17 protein-coding genes and 1 riboswitch are annotated in these 19,557 nt (G+C 57.8%); of the genes, 11 read left to right on the top strand and 6 right to left on the bottom strand.

Features of this window, described 5'->3' with window-relative positions; genetic code table 11:
- The first annotated feature begins 98 nt into the window (after positions 1–98).
- Entirely contained in the window at positions 99–1,715 is a 1,617-nt protein-coding gene (gene purH, locus G6L28_RS12690; protein WP_174064179.1) for a bifunctional phosphoribosylaminoimidazolecarboxamide formyltransferase/IMP cyclohydrolase, read from the top strand.
- A 70-nt stretch (positions 1,716–1,785) separates the two neighbouring features.
- Here purH and G6L28_RS12685 read toward each other — a convergent pair whose 3' ends face one another.
- The 3 genes from G6L28_RS12685 to G6L28_RS12675 form a co-directional block, all read right to left on the bottom strand.
- Complete coding sequence (locus tag G6L28_RS12685) at positions 1,786–2,991, bottom strand: MFS transporter (protein WP_174064177.1); 1,206 nt, start codon at positions 2,989–2,991, stop codon at positions 1,786–1,788.
- A gap of 111 nt (positions 2,992–3,102) precedes the next feature.
- Positions 3,103–4,635 (bottom strand): UxaA family hydrolase, encoded by a 1,533-nt coding sequence (locus G6L28_RS12680; protein WP_174064176.1) that lies wholly within the window; start codon positions 4,633–4,635, stop codon positions 3,103–3,105.
- Between the two features lie 40 nt (positions 4,636–4,675).
- Positions 4,676–5,368, bottom strand: a complete 693-nt coding sequence (locus tag G6L28_RS12675) for a FadR/GntR family transcriptional regulator (RefSeq protein WP_174064174.1) — start codon at positions 5,366–5,368, stop codon at positions 4,676–4,678.
- 256 nt (positions 5,369–5,624) lie between these two features.
- Here G6L28_RS12675 and G6L28_RS12670 point away from each other — a divergent pair, with 256 nt between their 5' ends.
- The 7 genes from G6L28_RS12670 to G6L28_RS12640 all read left to right on the top strand — a co-directional run bounded on the left by G6L28_RS12670 (position 5,625) and on the right by G6L28_RS12640 (position 13,540).
- On the top strand, positions 5,625–7,190 hold the full coding sequence (locus G6L28_RS12670) for a sugar ABC transporter ATP-binding protein (RefSeq protein WP_234902552.1): 1,566 nt from the start codon (positions 5,625–5,627) through the stop codon (positions 7,188–7,190).
- Between the two features lie 8 nt (positions 7,191–7,198).
- Positions 7,199–8,221 (top strand): ABC transporter permease, encoded by a 1,023-nt coding sequence (locus G6L28_RS12665; protein ID WP_174064173.1) that lies wholly within the window; start codon positions 7,199–7,201, stop codon positions 8,219–8,221.
- 97 nt (positions 8,222–8,318) lie between these two features.
- Positions 8,319–9,260, top strand: a complete 942-nt coding sequence (locus G6L28_RS12660) for an ABC transporter substrate-binding protein (RefSeq protein WP_027673505.1) — start codon at positions 8,319–8,321, stop codon at positions 9,258–9,260.
- Between the two features lie 94 nt (positions 9,261–9,354).
- Positions 9,355–10,368, top strand: coding sequence for an aldo/keto reductase (locus G6L28_RS12655; protein WP_174064172.1), 1,014 nt, complete (start codon positions 9,355–9,357; stop codon positions 10,366–10,368).
- 4 nt (positions 10,369–10,372) lie between these two features.
- Positions 10,373–11,194, top strand: coding sequence for an amidohydrolase family protein (locus tag G6L28_RS12650; RefSeq protein WP_174064171.1), 822 nt, complete (start codon positions 10,373–10,375; stop codon positions 11,192–11,194).
- A gap of 3 nt (positions 11,195–11,197) precedes the next feature.
- Positions 11,198–12,208, top strand: a complete 1,011-nt coding sequence (locus G6L28_RS12645) for a zinc-binding alcohol dehydrogenase family protein (RefSeq protein WP_174064170.1) — start codon at positions 11,198–11,200, stop codon at positions 12,206–12,208.
- 54 nt (positions 12,209–12,262) lie between these two features.
- On the top strand, positions 12,263–13,540 hold the full coding sequence (locus G6L28_RS12640) for an L-fuconate dehydratase (RefSeq protein ID WP_174064167.1): 1,278 nt from the start codon (positions 12,263–12,265) through the stop codon (positions 13,538–13,540).
- Between the two features lie 57 nt (positions 13,541–13,597).
- Here G6L28_RS12640 and cobD read toward each other — a convergent pair whose 3' ends face one another.
- Positions 13,598–14,626: a threonine-phosphate decarboxylase CobD gene (gene cobD / locus G6L28_RS12635; RefSeq protein ID WP_174064165.1), complete on the bottom strand. Its 1,029-nt coding sequence runs from the start codon at positions 14,624–14,626 to the stop codon at positions 13,598–13,600.
- On the opposite strand from cobD, the gene cbiB reads away from it, so the two are divergent.
- Positions 14,625–15,590 carry an adenosylcobinamide-phosphate synthase CbiB gene (gene cbiB / locus G6L28_RS12630; RefSeq protein ID WP_174064164.1) on the top strand — a complete coding sequence of 322 codons (966 nt, stop codon included), beginning with the start codon at positions 14,625–14,627 and terminating at the stop codon, positions 15,588–15,590. The two genes, cobD and cbiB, sit on opposite strands and share 2 nt — an antisense overlap.
- Here the strand turns inward: cbiB and G6L28_RS12625 are convergent.
- The gene (locus G6L28_RS12625) at positions 15,577–17,034 is read right to left on the bottom strand and encodes a cobyric acid synthase (RefSeq protein ID WP_174064162.1); all 1,458 of its coding nucleotides are present in this window, start codon (positions 17,032–17,034) and stop codon (positions 15,577–15,579) included. The genes cbiB and G6L28_RS12625 overlap by 14 nt on opposite strands.
- A 3-nt stretch (positions 17,035–17,037) precedes the next feature.
- On the bottom strand, positions 17,038–17,655 hold the full coding sequence (cobO, locus tag G6L28_RS12620; protein ID WP_174064160.1) for a cob(I)yrinic acid a,c-diamide adenosyltransferase: 618 nt from the start codon (positions 17,653–17,655) through the stop codon (positions 17,038–17,040).
- Between the two features lie 116 nt (positions 17,656–17,771).
- Positions 17,772–17,982, top strand: a riboswitch (cobalamin riboswitch).
- 113 nt (positions 17,983–18,095) lie between these two features.
- Here cobO and G6L28_RS12615 point away from each other — a divergent pair.
- Positions 18,096–18,521 carry a DUF1636 family protein gene (locus G6L28_RS12615; RefSeq protein WP_202033597.1) on the top strand — a complete coding sequence of 142 codons (426 nt, stop codon included), beginning with the start codon at positions 18,096–18,098 and terminating at the stop codon, positions 18,519–18,521.
- On the top strand, positions 18,515–19,552 hold the full coding sequence (gene cobW / locus G6L28_RS12610; RefSeq protein WP_174064246.1) for a cobalamin biosynthesis protein CobW: 1,038 nt from the start codon (positions 18,515–18,517) through the stop codon (positions 19,550–19,552). The genes G6L28_RS12615 and cobW overlap by 7 nt, the downstream gene beginning before the upstream one ends.
- Positions 19,553–19,557 lie beyond the last annotated feature (5 nt).

The following is a 19,557-nucleotide window of genomic DNA, read 5'->3' as shown; positions in this document are numbered from 1 at the left end:
CTTCTGTTTATTATTCCGCAAAGCTGTGCTAACGCGGCGGCAACTGCCGGGCTGCTTCAGTTTCCGGCCCTTCCTCCACGTTTCACGGAGTAGTCCCCATGGCTGTCGTTTCCAAGAAAATCCCTGCCCCCGATAAAGTAAAAATCCGTACTGCGCTTCTATCCGTTTCCGACAAAAAGGATATTGTCGAGCTCGCTGGTGCCCTTGTGAAACTTGGCGTGAAACTGTTGTCGACTGGCGGTACCTCAAAGGCGATTTCGGATGCTGGCCTGCCGGTGACCGATGTTTCCGATGTAACCAAATTTCCGGAGATCATGGATGGCCGTGTGAAGACGCTGCATCCAAATGTTCATGGCGGCTTGCTGGCAATCCGGGACGATGCGGATCACGTCGAGGCGATGCGCGCCCATGGTATCGAAGGCATCGACCTCTCGATCATCAATCTCTATCCGTTCGAAGAGGTTCGCGCAAAGGGCGGAGATTACCCGACCACCGTCGAGAATATCGACATCGGCGGTCCTGCGATGATCCGCGCATCTGCCAAAAATCATGCCTATGTGACCGTTGTCACAGATCCGACCGATTACCCGGAACTGCTGGAAGCTTTACAGTCCGACGACGGGCAGACGACCTACGCGCTGCGCCAGAAGTTTGCTGCCAAAGCCTATGCCCGCACTGCCGCTTATGACGCCGTGATTTCCAACTGGTTTGCCGAAGCTCTTTCCATCGAAGCACCGCATTACCGTGCCATTGGTGGCGTTCTGAAGGAGAAGATGCGCTATGGAGAAAACCCGCATCAGAGCGCAGGTTTCTACCTGACCGGCGACAAGCGCCCGGGTGTGTCGACAGCGACCCTTGTTCAAGGCAAGCAGCTTTCCTACAACAACATCAACGATACGGATGCGGCTTACGAACTCGTTGCCGAGTTCCTGCCGGAAAACGCACCTGCCGTTGCCATCATCAAGCACGCTAACCCTTGCGGCGTTGCGACTGGAACGACTTTGCTGGAGGCTTACAAGCGCGCTCTGGCCTGCGATCCGGTTTCGGCATTTGGCGGCGTCATCGCGCTCAACCAGACGCTTGACGCGGAGACAGCCGAGGAAATCATCCAGCTGTTTATCGAAGTCATCATCGCGCCTGACGTGACCGATGAAGCCAAGGCGATCGTTGCGCGCAAGCCGAACTTGCGCCTGCTCTCCGCCGGCGGTCTTCCCGATCCCCGTGCAGCGGGCATTACCGCAAAGACCGTCTCAGGCGGCCTTCTGGTCCAGAGTCGTGACAATGGCATGGTTGAAGACCTCGATCTTAAGGTCGTCACCAAGCGCGCTCCGAGCCCGCAGGAGCTTGAAGACATGAAGTTTGCCTTCAAGATCGCCAAGCATGTGAAATCCAATGCGGTGATCTATGCCAAGGACGGTCAGACGGCGGGCATTGGTGCCGGTCAAATGAGCCGTGTCGATTCTGCCCGCATTGCAGCCCAAAAGGCGGAAGATGCAGCAAAGGCCATGGGTCTTGCTGAGCCGTTGACGAAGGGTTCTGCCGTTGCCTCGGAAGCCTTCTATCCCTTCGCAGATGGTCTTCTTGCTGCCATTGCCGCCGGTGCGACCGCTGTGATCCAGCCGGGCGGCTCCATGCGCGATCAGGAAGTGATCGATGCCGCCAATGAGCATGATGTGACTATGGTATTTACCGGAATGCGCCATTTCAGACACTGAAGTCGTGCTATCACCACACGCATGAGGTGGCCCGGAAGAGTGTTCTTCCGGGCCATTTTATTTCGGTAGTTTAACGAACTGCCTGAACCGGCGACGAATCTGCACGCATCGCCAATTCGGAAAGAAAGAGTGCGGCGATACCAGCTAAGCAGAAGCCGATGGCGAGAGCAAATGCGGTGCCGTCATAGAGGCTCCCTATGCTGACGGCAAAGAGCGTGGCGACGAAGCTTGACCCCGATGCGATGAACGAAGCGCCAAGGCCTGCGACTTCGCCTAGCGAGCGCATGGCCAGGGCATTGAGGTTTCCGAACAGGATGCCGATGGCGAAGAATGCGGTGAAGAGAAATATCATTAGCGCTGGCAGGGGCAGATGATTGTTCAACGTCAAATATGCCAAGAGCATCAGGCAGCCTGTCGAGGCAAGGGTGATGAACCCGGCGCGCGCCATGGTATTCATGCCGAAACGCTGGACCAATCGGGCGCTCGTGAAGGATGCAAGGCCAACTCCGGTTGCCAGCATTGCGAATAGCAGCGGGAAGGCTTCGTCTATTCCATAGGCGTCGAAGAAGAGATCAGCAGCAATGCTGAGGTAGACGAGTTGTGCGCCAAATACGATGCCTGTGGCGATGATGAGGAGCGTAACGTTTGCTTTCAAGAGGATCCGCCAGCTGTTGCGAATAAGGTGACGGGGGCGAAATGGAATGCGCGCAGTGATATCAAGCGTTTCAGGCTGACGCAGGATCATCCATAGACCGAGGCTGGTGGCAATCAACAGATAGGCAACGAATACGCTGCGCCATCCGGCGACAGCGATCAGCCCTTGCGCCAGTGCGGGTGCGATCATGGGAACGAGAATGAAAAGCGTGAACATAAGGGACATGACACGCGCCATCGCGTTGCCCTCAAATTGATCCCTAATCATCGCGCGGGTCGCGATCTTTGGGCCGGAAACGCCGACACCCTGCAGAAAGCGACCAAAGACGATCATTTCCAGCGAGTTTGCCAGCATCGCGATGATCGTCCCGAAAATATAAATGCCGAGGCCCAGCAGGAGTGCTTTCTTTCTGCCCATAGCATCGGAAATCGGCCCAATGATCAGTTCACCGAAGGCCATTCCGAAAATGAAGATGGAAATAATGTGCCGGGTAGACAGCAACGGCGATTGCGTCACCTCCTCGCCGATCTGCCGTAATCCCGGCAAGAGAGCATCGATGCTGAGCGACGTCAGGGAGGTGAGCAATGCGTAGAGAGCAATCCGCTCCCGGAAACTGATCATGGAAATTCGACCTGTGCAGCCTGTCTGAACGCACACCTATCGCAATTTCCATGCATTTGAAACGGGAGGCATTTCCGACCATGGATCAGAATGTTTCACGTGAGACAGAGATTACGTCACCGCGCCGACCTGCCACGGCACGAACTCATTGTCACCGTAATCATATATTTCGCTGACGGTCTTGTCGCCAGACGCAACCGCGATGATATGTTCAAAAATCCGTTTGCCGGATTCTTCGATTGTCTCGGCACCGGTAACGATCTCCCCGCAGTTGATATCCATATCCTCCTTCATGTGTTCGTACATTTCAGAGTTGGTGGCGATCTTGATGCAAGGTGCAGGCTTGAAGCCTGAGACGGAGCCGCGACCAGTGGTGAAACAGATGACATTGCAGCCTCCTGCAACCTGCCCCGTCACGGCAACGGGATCGTAGCCAGGAGTATCCATGAATACGAAGCCGGATTCGGTGACGGTATCCGCGAATTCATAGACAGCCTTTAACGGCATCGAGCCGCCCTTGGCGACTGCGCCCAGAGACTTCTCCAAAATGGTGGTGAGGCCCCCAAGCTTGTTGCCATGCGAGGGGTTATTGTTCAGCTCGTCACCGTTTCGCGCGGTATAATCGCGCCACCAGTCGATGCGTTGCAACAGCTTTTCAGCGACGGCTGGGGTAACGGCGCGCTTCGTCAGAAGATGCTCCGCACCATAGATTTCAGGCGTTTCCGAAAGAACGGACGTTCCGCCGTTACGGACGATGAGGTCCGAGGCATAGCCGAGCGCGGGGTTGGCGGAGATGCCCGAATAACCATCAGAGCCGCCGCATTCCAGCGCGATTTTCAGCTTCGATAGGGGCTGCTCGGTCCGCTCCGCTGCGTTGACGGCGGGCAGCATCTCCTTGATGTTGGCGATGGCCGCTTCGATGGTCTTGCGCGTGCCCCCATGCTGCTGGATCGTCATGGTGCGAAGGCGATCACCCTCTTCTAGTCTGTAATGTTCGAGGATGGGCGCGATCTGGTTCGTTTCGCAGCCAAGGCCGATCAGCAGAATGCCGCCGAAATTGGGATGCCGTGCATAGCCCTGAATGGTGCGGATCAGCAGTCGATAGCCTTCCGACTTGGTGTTCAAAGCGCAACCGCCGCCATGGGTCAGCGCCACGACGCCATCCACATTTTCGAAACCGTCCAGCCCGCCTTCCTTGTTGAAGTAATCGGCAATGTAGCGGGAGACGGTGGCGGAACAGTTTACCGAAGCGATGACACCGATATAGTTGCGCGTACCCACGCCCCCTGCTCCGCGATCAAAGCCCATAAAAGTTCGGCGTTCTGCTTCCGGCAGCATACCTCTTTCTTCGATGTCGGTGCTGAACTGATGCGCATGTTCCGACGGCACCATCGCGAGGTTGTGCAGGTGCACATGGCGGCCGGGCTCTATGTCCTGCGTGGCAATGCCGATGACCTGGCCATATTTCAGCACTTCTTCGCCTGACTTGATCGGCTTCAGCGCAACCTTGTGGCCACGGCCAATCAAGTCGAGCGCTTTGAGGTCTCCCCGCCCTGTCTCGCTACCGGCTTGTATCGAGCGGCGCGCAACGGCGACGTTGTCATTGGCATTCAGCAGAATGGTTGCTTCGGTATTCTTAGTCACAAATGTCCTCCTCCCGACATGCCTGCCGAAATATTTTCAATTATTTGTCTATCCAGCGTCGCCTAGAGCTTTCCAGATGAATGTGCATGGCAGCCTGCGCCAACAGCGGGTCTTTGGTTTCGAGTGCGGCCAGGATGGCTTCATGCTCCTGAAGGGCGAAGACCCATGTGTCCTTGTCCTCGAACTTCACGCGCAATTGCGCCGAGATGGGGCTGTGGCGCTCATCGAAGAGATTGGCCACAAGCCGGGCCAGCACGCTGTTGCCGGATTGTTCGGCGATGATGGTGTGAAACTTCCGGTCCTGATCCAGCGGCTTGCGACCGGCTTCGATATCGCCGCGCATCTCGTCCAGATTGGAGCGGAGCGCGGAAAGGGCCGCGGCATCGATGCGGCTTGCCGCAAGCAGTATAGTCGCGCCTTCTAGCGTCGAGCGCGCCTGCATCAGCTCCGATGGGCTTTCGCCGAGCGATTTGGTGCGCGTTGGTTGCCATGCCTGTTCCGGAAGAACATAGACGCCGGAACCCATGCGGATTTCGACGCTGCCATCGATTTCAAGCGCGATGAGCGCTTCACGCAACGACGGTCGTGAAACACCAAGTTTCTGCGCCAGTTCGCGCTCGGCGGGCAGTCGTGTCCCGGGCTGAAACTCACCGCCTTCTATAAGCTCGCGGATTTGATCGGCGACCTGCTGATAAAGTCTGCGGGGTTCGATGATTTTGGCCTGACCATTCATGGATTATGCACGACAGCCTGTTCGAGTTGCGGATTTGGCCTTACCGTATCGTCAAGCAGACACCTTGGCAAAGCAATATTATAGATCATTGAAAAAACTATATTAATTTCAATTTTTACCAAAGCTTTTTTAGCCCGTTATGGAAGATCCTACATCAAAAATCTTGAATTGGCTTGACCAAGATAGAAATGCGGCCTAACCATTTCGCCATTCGCAGCGCTCTGGGAGGAGACGGAGCGCGTTTTGGGAGGAGCGGATGGTGCAAGGCGCATCGACCAGTTCGAGCCATGATGGCGTCCGCCGGGAGCCGCGCGAGCAATCGCGGGTGCTTCTTAGGCTGGACAATATCAGCAAGGAATTTCCCGGCGTCAAAGCGCTGAGCGATGTGCATTTCGATCTGCGCGCCGGTGAAGTTCACGCCGTCTGCGGTGAAAACGGTGCCGGTAAGTCCACGCTGATGAAGATCGTCAGCGGCGTCTACCAGCCCACCAGCGGTACGATCCTCCACAAAGGTCAGCAGGTTCAATATGCCTCGCCGCTGGAATCGGAAGCGGCTGGCATCGCGATCATCCATCAGGAACTCAACCTCGTCCCGCATTTGAGCGTTGCCGAGAATATCTATCTGGCGCGCGAGCCGAGAAAAGGTTTTCTGGTCGACCGCAAGAAGCTGCGCGCCGATGCGAAGCGCTGTCTCGACCGTCTCGGCATCGATCTCGATCCCGACCGCATGGTGCGCGGGCTTTCGGTCGCGCAGTGCCAGATGGTGGAAATCGCCAAGGCGCTGTCTCTCGATGCCGAAGTTCTCATCATGGATGAGCCGACATCTTCGCTGACCGAGCAGGAGACGCGACTGCTGTTCAAGGTCATTCGCGATCTGAAGGCATCCGGCGTCGGCGTCGTCTATATCTCGCACCGCCTGGATGAGATGGCGGAAATTGTCGATCGCGTGACCGTGCTGCGCGACGGGCGCTATATTTCGACGGACGATTTCAGCGCAATTACGGTGGACGATATCGTAACCCGGATGGTCGGTCGGTCGCTGGAAGAAAAGTTTCCGGAGCGGACGTCCGTGCCGAGTGATGAGGTGATCTTCTCGGTAAAGGGACTGACGCGGACCGGCGTGTTCAATGACGTGAGCTTCGAGCTGCGCCGTGGCGAGATCCTGGGCTTTGCAGGCCTTATGGGCGCCGGGCGAACGGAAGTCGCCCGCGCTATTTTCGGCGCGGATGCCTTCGATGCAGGCACCATCACGTTCGAAGGCCGCGAGCTTTCGATCAAGTCGCCGCAGGATGCCATCGAACAGGGCATCGCCTATCTTTCCGAAGATAGAAAGAGCGACGGCCTTGCGATCAAGATGTCGGTGGCTGCGAATACATCGCTTGCCAATATGGACGAGGTTTCCAACCGTTTCGGCCTGATCGATTTTAAGAAGCACGACGATGTGGCCAAGCGCTATGTCGATCTTCTCAATATCCGCACGCCGTCGATCAAGCAGACGGTTCGGCTGCTTTCCGGTGGAAACCAGCAGAAAATCATTATCGGCAAATGGCTGTTCCGGCAGTCGCGCGTGCTGTTCTTCGATGAGCCGACGCGCGGCATCGATGTCGGTGCGAAATTCGCGATCTACAAGATCATGGACGAACTGGCCGCACGCGGCATCGGCGTCATTCTCATCAGTTCGGAACTGCCCGAAGTGCTGGGGCTGACGGATCGTATCGCCGTCTTCCACGAGGGAACGATTACCGGCGTGGTCGAGACGGCCAAGACCAATCAGGAAGAAATCATGCGCTATGCCTCCGGCTATAGCCGCAAGGCGCAATGAGGTGAGACATGGCGAATATCGCAGAAACGTCGAAAAGCTTTAAGTTCAACGACCGGCAGAAGGACATCATCCAGAAGTTTGCCGCGCTCGGCAGCCTTGTGGTGCTGACGATGGTGTTTTCCGCTACCAGCAGCGCCTTCTTCACGGTCAACAATGCCATGACGATTGCGCTTCAGGTGACCTCGATTGCTCTTCTCGGCATCGGTGCTACCTGCGTCATCATCACCGGCGGTATCGATCTTTCCGTGGGTTCCGTGCTGGCGCTGTCCGGTGTAGTGGCGGCGCTTGCCGTGAAAGAACTTGGAATGCCGGTGCCTGTCGGCATGCTGCTCGGCATTTTCACCGGCTCGCTCTGTGGTCTCATCAACGGCCTACTGGTCACCCGTTTCAAGCTGCCGCCCTTCATCGCCACGCTTGGAATGATGCTGATTGCACGCGGCGTTGCACTTCAGATCACCGGTGCGCGCGCAGTATCCGGGCTTGGAGAATCCTTTGGTGAGCTGGGTAACGGTGCGCTGTTCAAGGTCGTCACGATTGGCGATGACGGCTTTCCGAATGTTGCTTTTCCGGGCATCCCCTACCCTGTCATTCTGATGATCGTCATCGCGGTTGCCGTGTCCTTCATGCTGAACCGCTCGGTTCTGGGCCGCCATATCTATGCGGTGGGTTCCAATGCGGAAGCTGCGCGCCTTTCCGGCGTCAACGTCGCAGGCGTCACGAATTTCACCTACATTCTGTCTGGCACTCTAGCTGGCCTGACTGGCTGCGTGCTGATGTCTCGCCTTGTTACCGCCCAGCCGAATGAGGGCATGATGTATGAACTCGATGCCATTGCCAGTGCCGTCATCGGCGGAACGTCGCTGATCGGCGGTGTGGGTACGATCTCCGGCACATTCATCGGTGCCTTCGTGATCGGAATCTTACGCAATGGCCTCAACATGAACGGCGTCTCCGCCTTCACTCAGCAGATCATCATCGGCCTCGTCATTCTGGGCACGGTGTGGATCGACCAACTGCGTAACAGGCGCTGAGTGCTTTCAGTTTTAAAGTGAGGGTGCGGACCCTATCCGCGGGATAACCGGCACTGAGAAGAGGAGCTCTCGCAGTGGCGGTACATTGGAGGAAGACATGAAGAAACTTGCGACTGCCCTTTTGACCTCCGCCATTGCACTGTGGAGCGTTTCCACGGTTCAGGCTGGCGAAATCGCCGTCATCGTGAAAACCGTCAACTCGACCTTCTGGCAGAACGTCCAGAAGGGCGCGGATGCGGCGATGAAGAATTCGTCCGGCAATACCATGACCTTCCAGGGCCCGGCCTCTGAATCGGCCATCGCCGATCAGGTCAACATGGTGGAGAACGCGGTCAACCGTAAGGTCGCCGGTATTGTTCTTGCGCCGTCCGACCCGGATGCGCTTGTGCCTGCCGTGAAAAAGGCCTGGGAAGCCCGTATCCCGGTGGTGATCGTGGACTCGCAGCTCGCCAAGGGTGCCGAGCAATATTACCAGTCCTTCCTGGCTACCGACAACAAGAAGGCCGGTGAGCTTGCCGCTCAGGCGCTGATCGACAAGGTCGGTAAGGAAGGCAAGATCGCGGTCATGTCTTACGTGGCCGGTGCCGGTTCGGAAATCGGTCGCGTCGGCGGCTTTACCGATTACATCAAGGCGAATTCGAAGCTTCAGATCGTTGGCCCGTTCTATTCGCAGTCGCAGATGGCGACCGCGCTGAACCAGACCACCGACGTTCTGGCCGCCAATTCCGACCTAAAGGGCATCTTCGGCGCCAATGAGCCGACGGCTATCGGTGTTGGCCGTGCGCTTGCTCAATCCGGCAAGGCTGGCAAGGTCGTCGCCATCGGCTTCGATGGCAACCAGGATCTCCAGAACTTCGTCAAGGACGGCACGCTTGCCGGCATCGTCGTTCAGGGCTCCTACCAGATGGGTGAGAAGGGCGTCGAAACCGTCACCAAGCTCATCAAGAAGGAAAAGGTCGAGAAGTTCGTCGATACCGGCGTCGTGGTCGTGACCAAGGACAATATCGACAAGCCCGAAGCGAAGAACGTTCTGTACTGAGTTGTACCCATTGCCTCCGTCATCCTCGGGACAAGCCCGAGGATGACAGAGAGAACCGCAACCAACCCATCTGCAAATTCTGAAAGCGATTGCCATGAAAGTCTCCGAGAAACGCAAACTGCCACGCCGCGATGTCGAAGTGACTGTGATGGGTCTCGGCTGTGCCCAGATGGGCAATCTCTATCGTCTTACGCCTTATGAGGAATCCAGAGGTGCCTTCGATACGGCATGGGCCAACGGCATGCGCTATTTCGACACCGCGCCTTTCTACGGCTATACGCGCTCGGAGCGTCGGCTTGGTACGATGGTGACGGAGCATGATCGCGGCGAATATACGATCAGCACCAAAGTCGGGCGCGTCATGGTGCCGGATGAGACGGTTGGACCTGAGGAAGACGCCTACGTCGCGCCCCTACCCTTCCGCCCACACTACGATTATTCGCATGATGGCATCATGCGCTCTTTCGAGGCGAGCCAGCAGCGGCTTGGTATCCTCAACCCCGACATTCTCTATATCCACGATATCGGCCCCTTCACCCATGGCGAAAAGCACCAGCATTACTGGGAGCAGCTTACATCGGGCGGCGGCTTCAAGGCGCTGGACAGGCTGCGGTCCGAGGGTTCCACCAAAGCCGTGGGCCTTGGCGTCAACGAGTGGGAAGTCGTGCGCGACGCGATGGATGAATTCGATATCGATGTCGCCATGCTTGCAGGCCGTTACACGCTGCTGGAGCAGCAGAGCCTCGATTTCATGAATGCCTGCGCCGAAAAGGGTGTCGGCATCGTCGTGGCTGGCGCGTTCAATTCAGGCATCCTGGCGGGTAATCGAAAGTTCAATTATGCCGATGCCCCTGCCGAAATGCTGGCGCGGATCGATGCGCTGCACGATGTCTGTGAAGAGCTCGGCGTTTCCCTGCAAGCGGCGGCGTTGCAGTTTCCGCTTGCGCATCCGGCTTCGGTTACGGTCGTCTCCGGCGCGCGCAATGGAGAGCAGCTGTCCTCCAATATCGACTGGTTCGAGCAGCAGATTCCGGCTGAGTTCTGGAGCGAATTACAAAGGCGCGGACTGATTTCAGACGGCGCGCCAGTACCGGGCAATGAGGGCTGAGCCGATGCTGATCGATGCGCATCAGCATTTCTGGCTGCTGAAAGACCGACGGGGCCAATGGCCGCCGCCGTCGCTCGGGGCGATTTACCATGACTTTCTGCCCGCTGATCTCAGGCCTCTGATGCAGCAAGCGGGCATCTCCGGCACGGTGCTGGTGCAGACGATGGAAAGCGCTGCCGATACGGACTTCATGCTTGCGCTGGCCGATGACAACGCCTTCATCAAGGGCGTCGTCGGCTGGGTGGATATGAAGGCTGACAATGCCGCCTCGGAAATAGTGCGACGTGCGGCGCATCCTGCCTTCAAGGGCGTGCGGCCTATGTTGCAGGATATTGCAGATGTTAGCTGGATTCATGATGGGACTCTTGAGCCTGCCGTGAACGCGCTTATCGAGCATGGCCTTGTTTTTGATGCTCTCGTGCTGCCGCTGCATCTTCCCTATCTGCTGCGCTTTGCCACGGAGTATTCCGGCCTGCCCATCGTCATCGACCATGGCGCGAAGCCCTTGATAGCGACAGGCCGTTACGGCGCGTGGCGCAAGGACATGGCCGCCCTCGCCACCCTTCCCAATCTTCACTGCAAGCTTTCCGGCCTTTTGACCGAACGTGGTGAGCAGAAGCCGGAAGCCGTGCGCCCCTATGCGGAAACCATCCTCGAACTCTTCGGCGCGGAGCGCGTGATTTTTGGCAGCGACTGGCCAGTGCTGCGGCTCGCGGGAGACTATCAGGGCTGGCTCGATTTCTGCCGGGATATCGTACCGGAGGAGCATCACGCCGCTATCTTCGGTGGGAATGCCACTCGTTTTTATTCTCTTTCAGACAGGTGATCCATGCTGGCGATTTTTTGCGACAAACCCGGTCAACTCATCGCGAAGGAGTTGCCAAAGCCCGCTCGCAAGACGGACGAGGTTCTGGTGCGCATTCGTCGCATTGGCGTCTGCGGCACGGATTTGCACATCTTCACCGGCAATCAGCCCTACCTCTCCTATCCACGGGTCATGGGTCATGAACTTGCAGGCACGGTGGAGGAAGCGCCGGATGGAAGCACTCTTTCAGCCGGGGATATCGTCACCATCATTCCCTATATCTCCTGCGGCCATTGCAGCGCCTGCCTGAAGGGCAAGAGCAATTGCTGCCGCAATATCGGTGTGCTTGGCGTTCACCGCGATGGCGGCATGGTGGAATATTTGAGCGTTCCGCGACAATTCGTTCTGAAGGCGGAAGGCCTCAGCCTCGATCAGGCGGCAATGACCGAGTTTCTGGCAATCGGCGCTCATGCGGTGCGTCGCGGTGCCGTCGAAAAGGATCAGCATGTCCTGATCGTCGGCGCGGGTCCCATCGGCATGGCGGTTGCTGTCTTTGCTGTTTTGAATGGCGGCAGGGTCACGATGATCGACAGCCGTGAAGACCGGCTATCCTTCTGCCGGGATCAGCTTGGCGTCTCAAACATCGTTCTCCTCGGCGAAGGCGACAAGGACCAACTGAGCGAGATCACTGGTGGTGATTTCTTCGATGTCGTATTCGATGCAACTGGAAATCCGAAAGCCATGGAGCGCGGCTTTTCCTTCGTAGGACATGGCGGCTCCTATGTTCTCGTCTCCATCGTTGCGAGCGATATCGGCTTCAACGATCCGGAATTTCACAAGCGCGAGACAACCCTTCTCGGCAGCCGCAACGCCACGCCGGAGGATTTCGAGCGGGTGCTTGAGGCGCTGCGGGCAGGCAAGGTGCCGGAAGCGCTCATCACCCATCGCATGACGCTCTCGGACGTACCGTCTCGATTTGCCGATCTGACGAACCCCAAAGCGGGCGTCATCAAGGGAATGGTGGAAGTCGCCTGAGCACGACATTCACGATACATGAATTCAATGACCTCTGACCGCGAGTAAACGGCCATGACCAAGATCACTGACCTGCGCGTTTTCGACCTGCGCTTCCCGACCTCCCAGAGCCTCGACGGCTCCGATGCCATGAACCCCGACCCCGATTACTCGGCTGCCTATGTCATTCTCGATACCGATGAGCCAAGCCTGAAAGGACACGGCCTCACCTTCACCATCGGGCGCGGCAACGATATCTGCTGCATGGCAATCGAGGCAATGCGGCATCTGGTTGTGGGAACCGATCTCGCTAAGGTTCTCGAAAATCCCGGCCAATATTGGCGGCATCTTACGAGCGATAGCCAGCTTCGCTGGATCGGACCGGATAAGGGCGCCATGCATCTCGCCACCGGTGCCGTCGTCAACGCGGTATGGGATTTGCTGGCGAAGCAGGTGGGCAAGCCGGTCTGGCAGCTGGTTGCGGATATGAGTGCCGAAGAAATCGCCGATATCGTCGATTACCGCTATCTGACCGACGTGTTGACGCGCGATGAGGCCTTGGCAATCCTGAAAAAAGCAGAGGCTGGCAAAAACGAGCGCATCGATATCCTAAAGAGTGAGGGTTATGCCTGCTATACGACCTCCGCTGGCTGGCTTGGCTATGACGACGAAAAGCTGCGCCGTCTCTGCCAGGAAGCCATCGATGCCGGATTCAACCATGTGAAGATGAAGGTGGGTCGCGACCTCGAAGACGATATTCGCCGCCTCACCATTGCCCGCGAAGTCATCGGGCCTGACCGTTATCTCATGATCGACGCCAATCAGGTCTGGGAAGTGGATCAGGCTATCGACTGGGTCAAGCAGCTGGCTTTCTGCAAACCGTTCTTCATCGAGGAGCCGACAAGCCCGGATGACGTTGCCGGTCACAGAAAAATCCGCCAGGCTATCGGGCCGGTTAAAGTGGCGACCGGCGAAATGTGCCAAAACCGCATTATGTTCAAACAGTTCATCGCAGAGGGCGCAATCGATGTTGTGCAGATCGATAGCTGCCGTATGGGCGGGTTGAATGAAGTTCTGGCCGTGCTGCTGATTGCTGCAAAATACAATCTACCCGTCTGGCCACATGCGGGTGGCGTCGGGCTTTGCGAATATGTGCAGCATCTGTCGATGATCGACTATCTCGTCGTATCCGGTACCAAAGAAGGCCGCGTCATCGAATATGTGGACCATCTACACGAGCACTTCATCGAGCGCTGCGATATCCGCGATGCCGCTTACATGCCGCCAAAGATGCCGGGCTTTTCGATTGAAATGAAGCCGGAGTCGATTGAGACTTATACGTTTGAAGGGTGACAAAGCTCTGTATCTATCACATGCCCGGATGAAACCGAGCATGTGATGGAAACAACACTACAAAGCCGCCAAGGCAGCTTTCAACCGCTGCCACTCCAGCTCCGTTCCGGGAAGCCCAAAGCGCATGTCGTCCGGGCGCTCTTCGAAAACACGGATGATAATTCCCTGTTCGGCAAGGTGTTTGGCAACCGACGATGCGCGCACATCATGCACCAGCCGGAAAAGGCTTGTTCCGCCCGCAACATAAAGCCCCGCCTCATTGAGCATGACGTCGAGCCGTTCAGCCTCCCGCCTTAGCCGGATTCTCATTTCATCGCGCCAATCCTCATCCGCAAGCGCTTCCATCGCGACATGCAGGGCAGGCCCGGATACCGCCCACGGGCCCAGACGCGCCTCCAGCGTGGCGGCAATGGCGGGATGTGCGATTGCAAAGCCGAGGCGCAGGCCAGCCATGCCGTAGAACTTGCCGAAGGAACGCAGCACGACAAGCCCATCGATAGTGTTGGCGTCCGCCACGCTCTCGGCGTAGCCGGTTTCGATGAAGGCCTCGTCGACGACGAGCATGCCGCCCTTGGTGCTCATATGTGTGGCGAGGTCAAGGAGATTGGCATGGTAGATAACCCGGCCATCGGGGTTGTTGGGGTTGATGACGACGGCGTAATCGAATGCGTATAAATCGGAAAAATTCGCAACTTCCGTCACGGTCAAGCCAGCCATGCGGGCGGTCCTTGCATGTTCTGCATAGGCCGGTGTCAATACAGCCGCCGTCTTTGCGCCATGCGTCAACGCGATTTGAGCAAGAAGCGGCATCATCATCTGCGTTCCCGGCGCTGCGGTCACATGTGCAGCTGATGGAGCGCCGAAGGCTTTCGCCGCTGTTTCCTTCAACCTCGCCAAGGCGGATGGTTCCGGCAGGCGCGCGAATGCGCTGGCGGGGATGGGCGAATGCGGATAGGAATGCGGATTGATACCCGTCGAAAGGTCGATCCAGGGTTCTGGCGCATGCGGATAAAGCGCGCGCGCCCGGCCAAGATCGCCACCGTGGCGGATCGGTTCCTGCGCCTTATCCGGTAAGATCTCGCTCATGTTCTTCGCTTTCGCTTTCCTGTCGCTCCTGATCGAACGTCTCGTCGGCTATCCGGACTGGCTGTTCCGCCTTATCGGCCATCCGGTTACGTGGATCGGTTCGCTTATCGCGCTGTTGGACAGAAAATGGAACCGGGAAGATGAGGCCTTTTCAAAGCGGAAAAAGAAGGGTGCACTGGCGCTGCTGGTTTTTCTCGGCCTGACGGTGCTGCTTTCCATTCTTATGCAGGGCGCACTTCTGCTTCTGCCGATAGGCTTGTTCTTCGTTGCTGTCATTGGTGCGTCGCTTCCGGCACAAAAAAGCCTTGAGCAGCATGTTGCAGCGGTTGCAACGGCTTTGGAGACCGAAGGGCTTCAGGGTGGGCGCAAGGCGGTTTCCATGATCGTCGGTCGGGACCCGGATCAGCTTGATGAAGCGGCGGTTTGCAGAGCGGCTATCGAGAGTCTGGCTGAAAATTTCTCGGACGGCATCGTTGCGCCGTCACTCTGGCTCGGCCTTCTGGGTCTACCGGGTGGTGCCGGTTACAAGGCCATCAATACCGCAGACAGCATGATCGGACACCGCACGGCGCGGCATGAAGCCTTCGGCTGGGCTTCTGCCCGGCTGGACGATCTGGTGAACCTGCCCGCTTCTCGATTGAGTGGCCTGCTATTCGTTTCAGCGGCTTTCTTCGTAGAAGGCGCCTCTCCAGAAAATGCCATACGAGCGATTTCTCAAGACGCGGGTCACCACCGTTCACCCAACGCCGGTTGGCCAGAAGCGGCATTGGCCGGTGCGCTGGGTTTTGCGCTTGCCGGGCCCCGCTCCTATGGCGGGCAGATGATCGAGGCGCGTTTCATGGGGGAGGGTGGAAGGCGGAATCTAACTGCTACCGATATTCGACAGGCGCTGAAGCTGGCGCGAGTTGCCAATGGTCTGCTAATTGGCCTGTTCGGCGCACTCGCGTTGATTATCTTGCTATAGCAAGAAGCGCGTCGAGATCCAGATGGCGCTCCATGTGTTCGGCCAACCGATCCAGAACCACGTCGACCTGTGCTTCGTAGTTCAGCGTCGAGGCTTGTGCGCCGAGTCTTTTGAGCCAGGCGCTGCGTTGAAGGTCATCGGAAAACAGGCCATGGACATAGGTGCCGAGAACGCGCCCATCCTGTGAGACGGCACCATCGACATGATTGCCGATGGTCGCAAAGGGATGTTGGCAGTCTGTGCCTTGTGTCACGCCGACATGCATCTCATAGCCGGAGAAGACGTGCCCATCGAAGCTGCGGCCCGTTACCGATACGAGCCTTTTGTCTCCAGTCAGAATGGTATCGATATCGAGAAGGCCGAGACCGTCTACGCTGGTCGGTGCACCCTCTATGCCTTGCGGGTCCGAGATTGTTTTCCCAAGCATCTGATACCCGCCACATAGGCCAAGAACATAGCCACCACGCCGCATATGCGCCTTTATATCGATGTCGAAACCAGCCTGTCTGAGGACCGCCAAATCCGCAATCGTTGCTTTGGACCCGCAAAGCAGCACCAGCGCACAATTACCGGGAATGGCTTGGCCCGGACGCACACGGATGAGCTCGATATCCGGCTCCATATCCAGTGGGTCGAGGTCATCGAAATTGGAGATGTGCGGCAGGATCGGCACCGCTACGCGGATTTTCGCATCCGGTTTTGCCTGATTTGATGACGCCAGTCCCAGAGCGTCTTCTGCGGGCAGCTGCGATGCCTCGGCAAAATGCGGCAGCAGACCGATGGACTGCCAGCCGGTATGGTCAGCAATGATTTTCATGCCTTGATCGAACAAGGCCGGATCGCCACGAAAGCGGTTGACGATGAAGCCCTGGATCATCTCAGCATCGGCGGCATCGACAACTGTTTTCGTGCCGACGAGACTGGCGATCACCCCTCCCCGGTCGATGTCGCCAATCAGGATGACGGGCGCGTTCGCAGCGCGGGCAAAGCCCATATTGGCGATGTCGTTGGCGCGCAGATTGACCTCGGACGCACTGCCCGCGCCCTCAATCAGAACGAGGTCGGCATTGGCTTTGAGATGCTCGAAACTTTCCAGTACGCGGGGCATCAGCCCGGCCTTCATATGCTGGTAATCAACCGCCTTGGCGTTACCGAGCACCTTGCCCTGCACCACCACCTGCGCGCCTGTCTCGCTTTGCGGCTTCAGCAGCACTGGGTTCATGTGCACGGAAAGCGGAACGCCAGCTGCGCGCGCCTGCAATGCCTGCGCCCGGCCAATTTCTCCGCCATCGGAGGTAACGGCAGCATTGTTGGACATGTTCTGCGGCTTGAAGGGCAACACCGAAAGCCCACGCTTGGTAAAGGCACGCGCCAGACCCGCCACCATCAGTGACTTGCCGACATCCGAGCCGGTTCCCTGAAACATGATGGATTTGGCGACCATGGATCAGAACTCGATGCCGGATTGCGCTTTGACGCCCGCCTTGAAATGGTGCTTTACCAGCGTCATTTCCGTCACCATATCCGCAGCATCGATCAAGGGCTGCTTGGCGTTGCGCCCGGTGACGATGACGTGGAGATCGGGGCGACGGGCGGAGAGCGTTACGATAACATCATCCAGGGAAAGATAATCGTAGCGCAGGGCGATGTTCAGTTCGTCCAGAACGAGAAGGCCGATGCTTTCATCCGCCATCAAAGTCTTCGCCTCCTCCCAGGCTTTGCCCGCAGCGGCGACATCGCGCTTGAGGTCCTGAGTGTCCCACGTGAAACCTTCGCCCATGGTGCGCCATTCCACTTTGTCGCCGAAGAGCGTCAGCGCCTGCTGCTCGCCAGTGGACCACGCGCCCTTGATGAACTGCACGATGCCAACCCGTCTGCCGGTGCCGAGCATGCGCAGCGCAAGGCCGAAAGCCGCCGTAGACTTGCCCTTGCCGGGACCGGTGTTGATCATCAGCAGACCTTTTTCGATGGTCTTTTCAGCGACTTCCGCATCCTGCACCGTTTTGCGGTTCACCATTTTTTCGCGGTGGCGGGCGGCTTCGCTGTCGCTTATGTCGCGTGTCATGATGTCGCTTCCTCTCGGGCCAGATGCTTTTCGAAGCGGCGACTATAGTCAAATCGCCCCTCTCGGCAATGCTGCACGACGCTCGACTTGGCATTGACCCAAAAGCCGCTTCGCCGTAAGGGTAAGGCACTGACGGTCTTTTTCCGGCAACGGGAAAAGCTAATAGGGAACACGGTTCCGCCCATCGGGGTCAATCCGTGGCTGCCCCCGCAACTGTAAGCGGCGAGCCCACACTGTTAAGCCACTGGATGATGATCCGGGAAGGCGGTGCCAGGGCGCTCATTTCAAGCCGCGAGCCAGGAGACCTGCCGTTTCAGGAAAAACGACTGCCGGGCGGGGTGCTCCGGTAAGCCGGTTCGGCCGAATGTCGGTTTGCGTTGTTGCGCGCACCGTTTTCGGCATCCGCACCCCTGTTTGGTTTTTAAGGCGCGGACTTAGGTTTGGATATTACAGCGACATCTTCTCAAAAGACTGAACCAGCAGACGCAGGCACCGCTTCCGGCGTGGTCGTTTACGTGTGCCGCAGTTGCCGTGATGAGGCCAATCCGAATGCCGAACCGCGTCCGGGTGCGCTGCTGGCCGAAGCGGCAGTTCATCTCGGTGCACAAAGCCATGTTGAAGTCCGCAGCGTCAATTGCCTTGCCAATTGCAAGCGAGGTGGCAGTGCCGCAATGCGCAGCGCCGATGGCTGGTCTTACGTGTTCGGCGGGTTGGCGCCCGACAATGCCGAAGATCTGATTTCCGGTGCAAAGCTGCTCGCAGGTTCCGCCGACGGCCTCATGCCATGGCGTGGCCGTCCAGATAGTTTGAAGCGCGGCATGGTCGCGCGCATACCCCCATTGAATTTTACCGAGGAGAGATCATGACGACGCTAGACCGCGTTCCCTGCACCATCGTTACCGGCTTTTTAGGCGCGGGAAAGACCACCCTGCTGCGCGGCCTTCTTGAGAAGCTTGACGGCAAGCGCCTGGCGATCATCGTCAACGAGTTTGGCGATGTCGGCATCGATGGTGAAATCCTCAAAGGCTGCGGCATCGAAAGCTGCCCGGAAGAAAACATCGTGGAACTGGCCAATGGCTGCATTTGCTGCACCGTTGCAGATGATTTCCAGCCTGCCATCGAACAGATCCTGAGCCGCCAGCCGAAGGTCGAGCACATCCTGATCGAGACGTCCGGTCTCGCTTTGCCGAAGCCTCTGGTGCAGGCCTTTCAATGGCCCGCAATCAAGAGCCGCGTCACAGTGGATGCCGTGGTCGCCGTAGCGGATGGTGCCGCCCTTGCCGAGGGAATGGTGTCCCATGATCTGGAGGCGCTTGCCGCCCAGCGTGCGAATGATGAGGCGCTCGATCATGACGATCCGGTCGAGGAAGTCTTCGAAGACCAGATCGCCTGCGCCGATCTCATCGTGCTCACCAAGGGCGATCTTCTGGATGCCGATGGTCTTGAACGCGCCAAGGCGCATATTGGCGAGCATCTTCCGAAGGCGGCGAAGATCGTCGTTGCCTCCAATGGTGCCATCGACCCGGCTGTCCTGATCGGGCTAGGCCTCGCTGTCGAAAACGACATCGAGAACCGCCACACGCATCACGATGACGAAGAAGATCACGATCACGACGAGTTCGACAGCTTCGTCGTCGAGCTCGGTGCCGTGTCCGATCCGGAAGCGCTGGCCGCACGCATCGCGGAAACGGCTGCTGCTGAAAATGTTCTGCGCATCAAGGGCTTCGTTGAAGTTTCGGCAAAGCCGATGCGCTTGCAGGTTCAGGCCGTCGGTTCCCGCGTCAACCATTACTTCGACCGCCCTTGGGCTGTGGGTGAGGTTCGCCGTTCGGCTCTGGTCGTCATCGGCGAGAAGGGTATCAACCGCGAAAAAATCGAAAAGATGCTGGCTGCCTGATAGAT

The organism is Agrobacterium larrymoorei (assembly GCF_013322225.1).
Classification (GTDB): domain Bacteria; phylum Pseudomonadota; class Alphaproteobacteria; order Rhizobiales; family Rhizobiaceae; genus Agrobacterium; species Agrobacterium larrymoorei_A.
The sequence above is the reverse complement of the archived record's forward strand: the minus strand, read 5'-3'. Positions and strand labels throughout refer to the sequence as shown.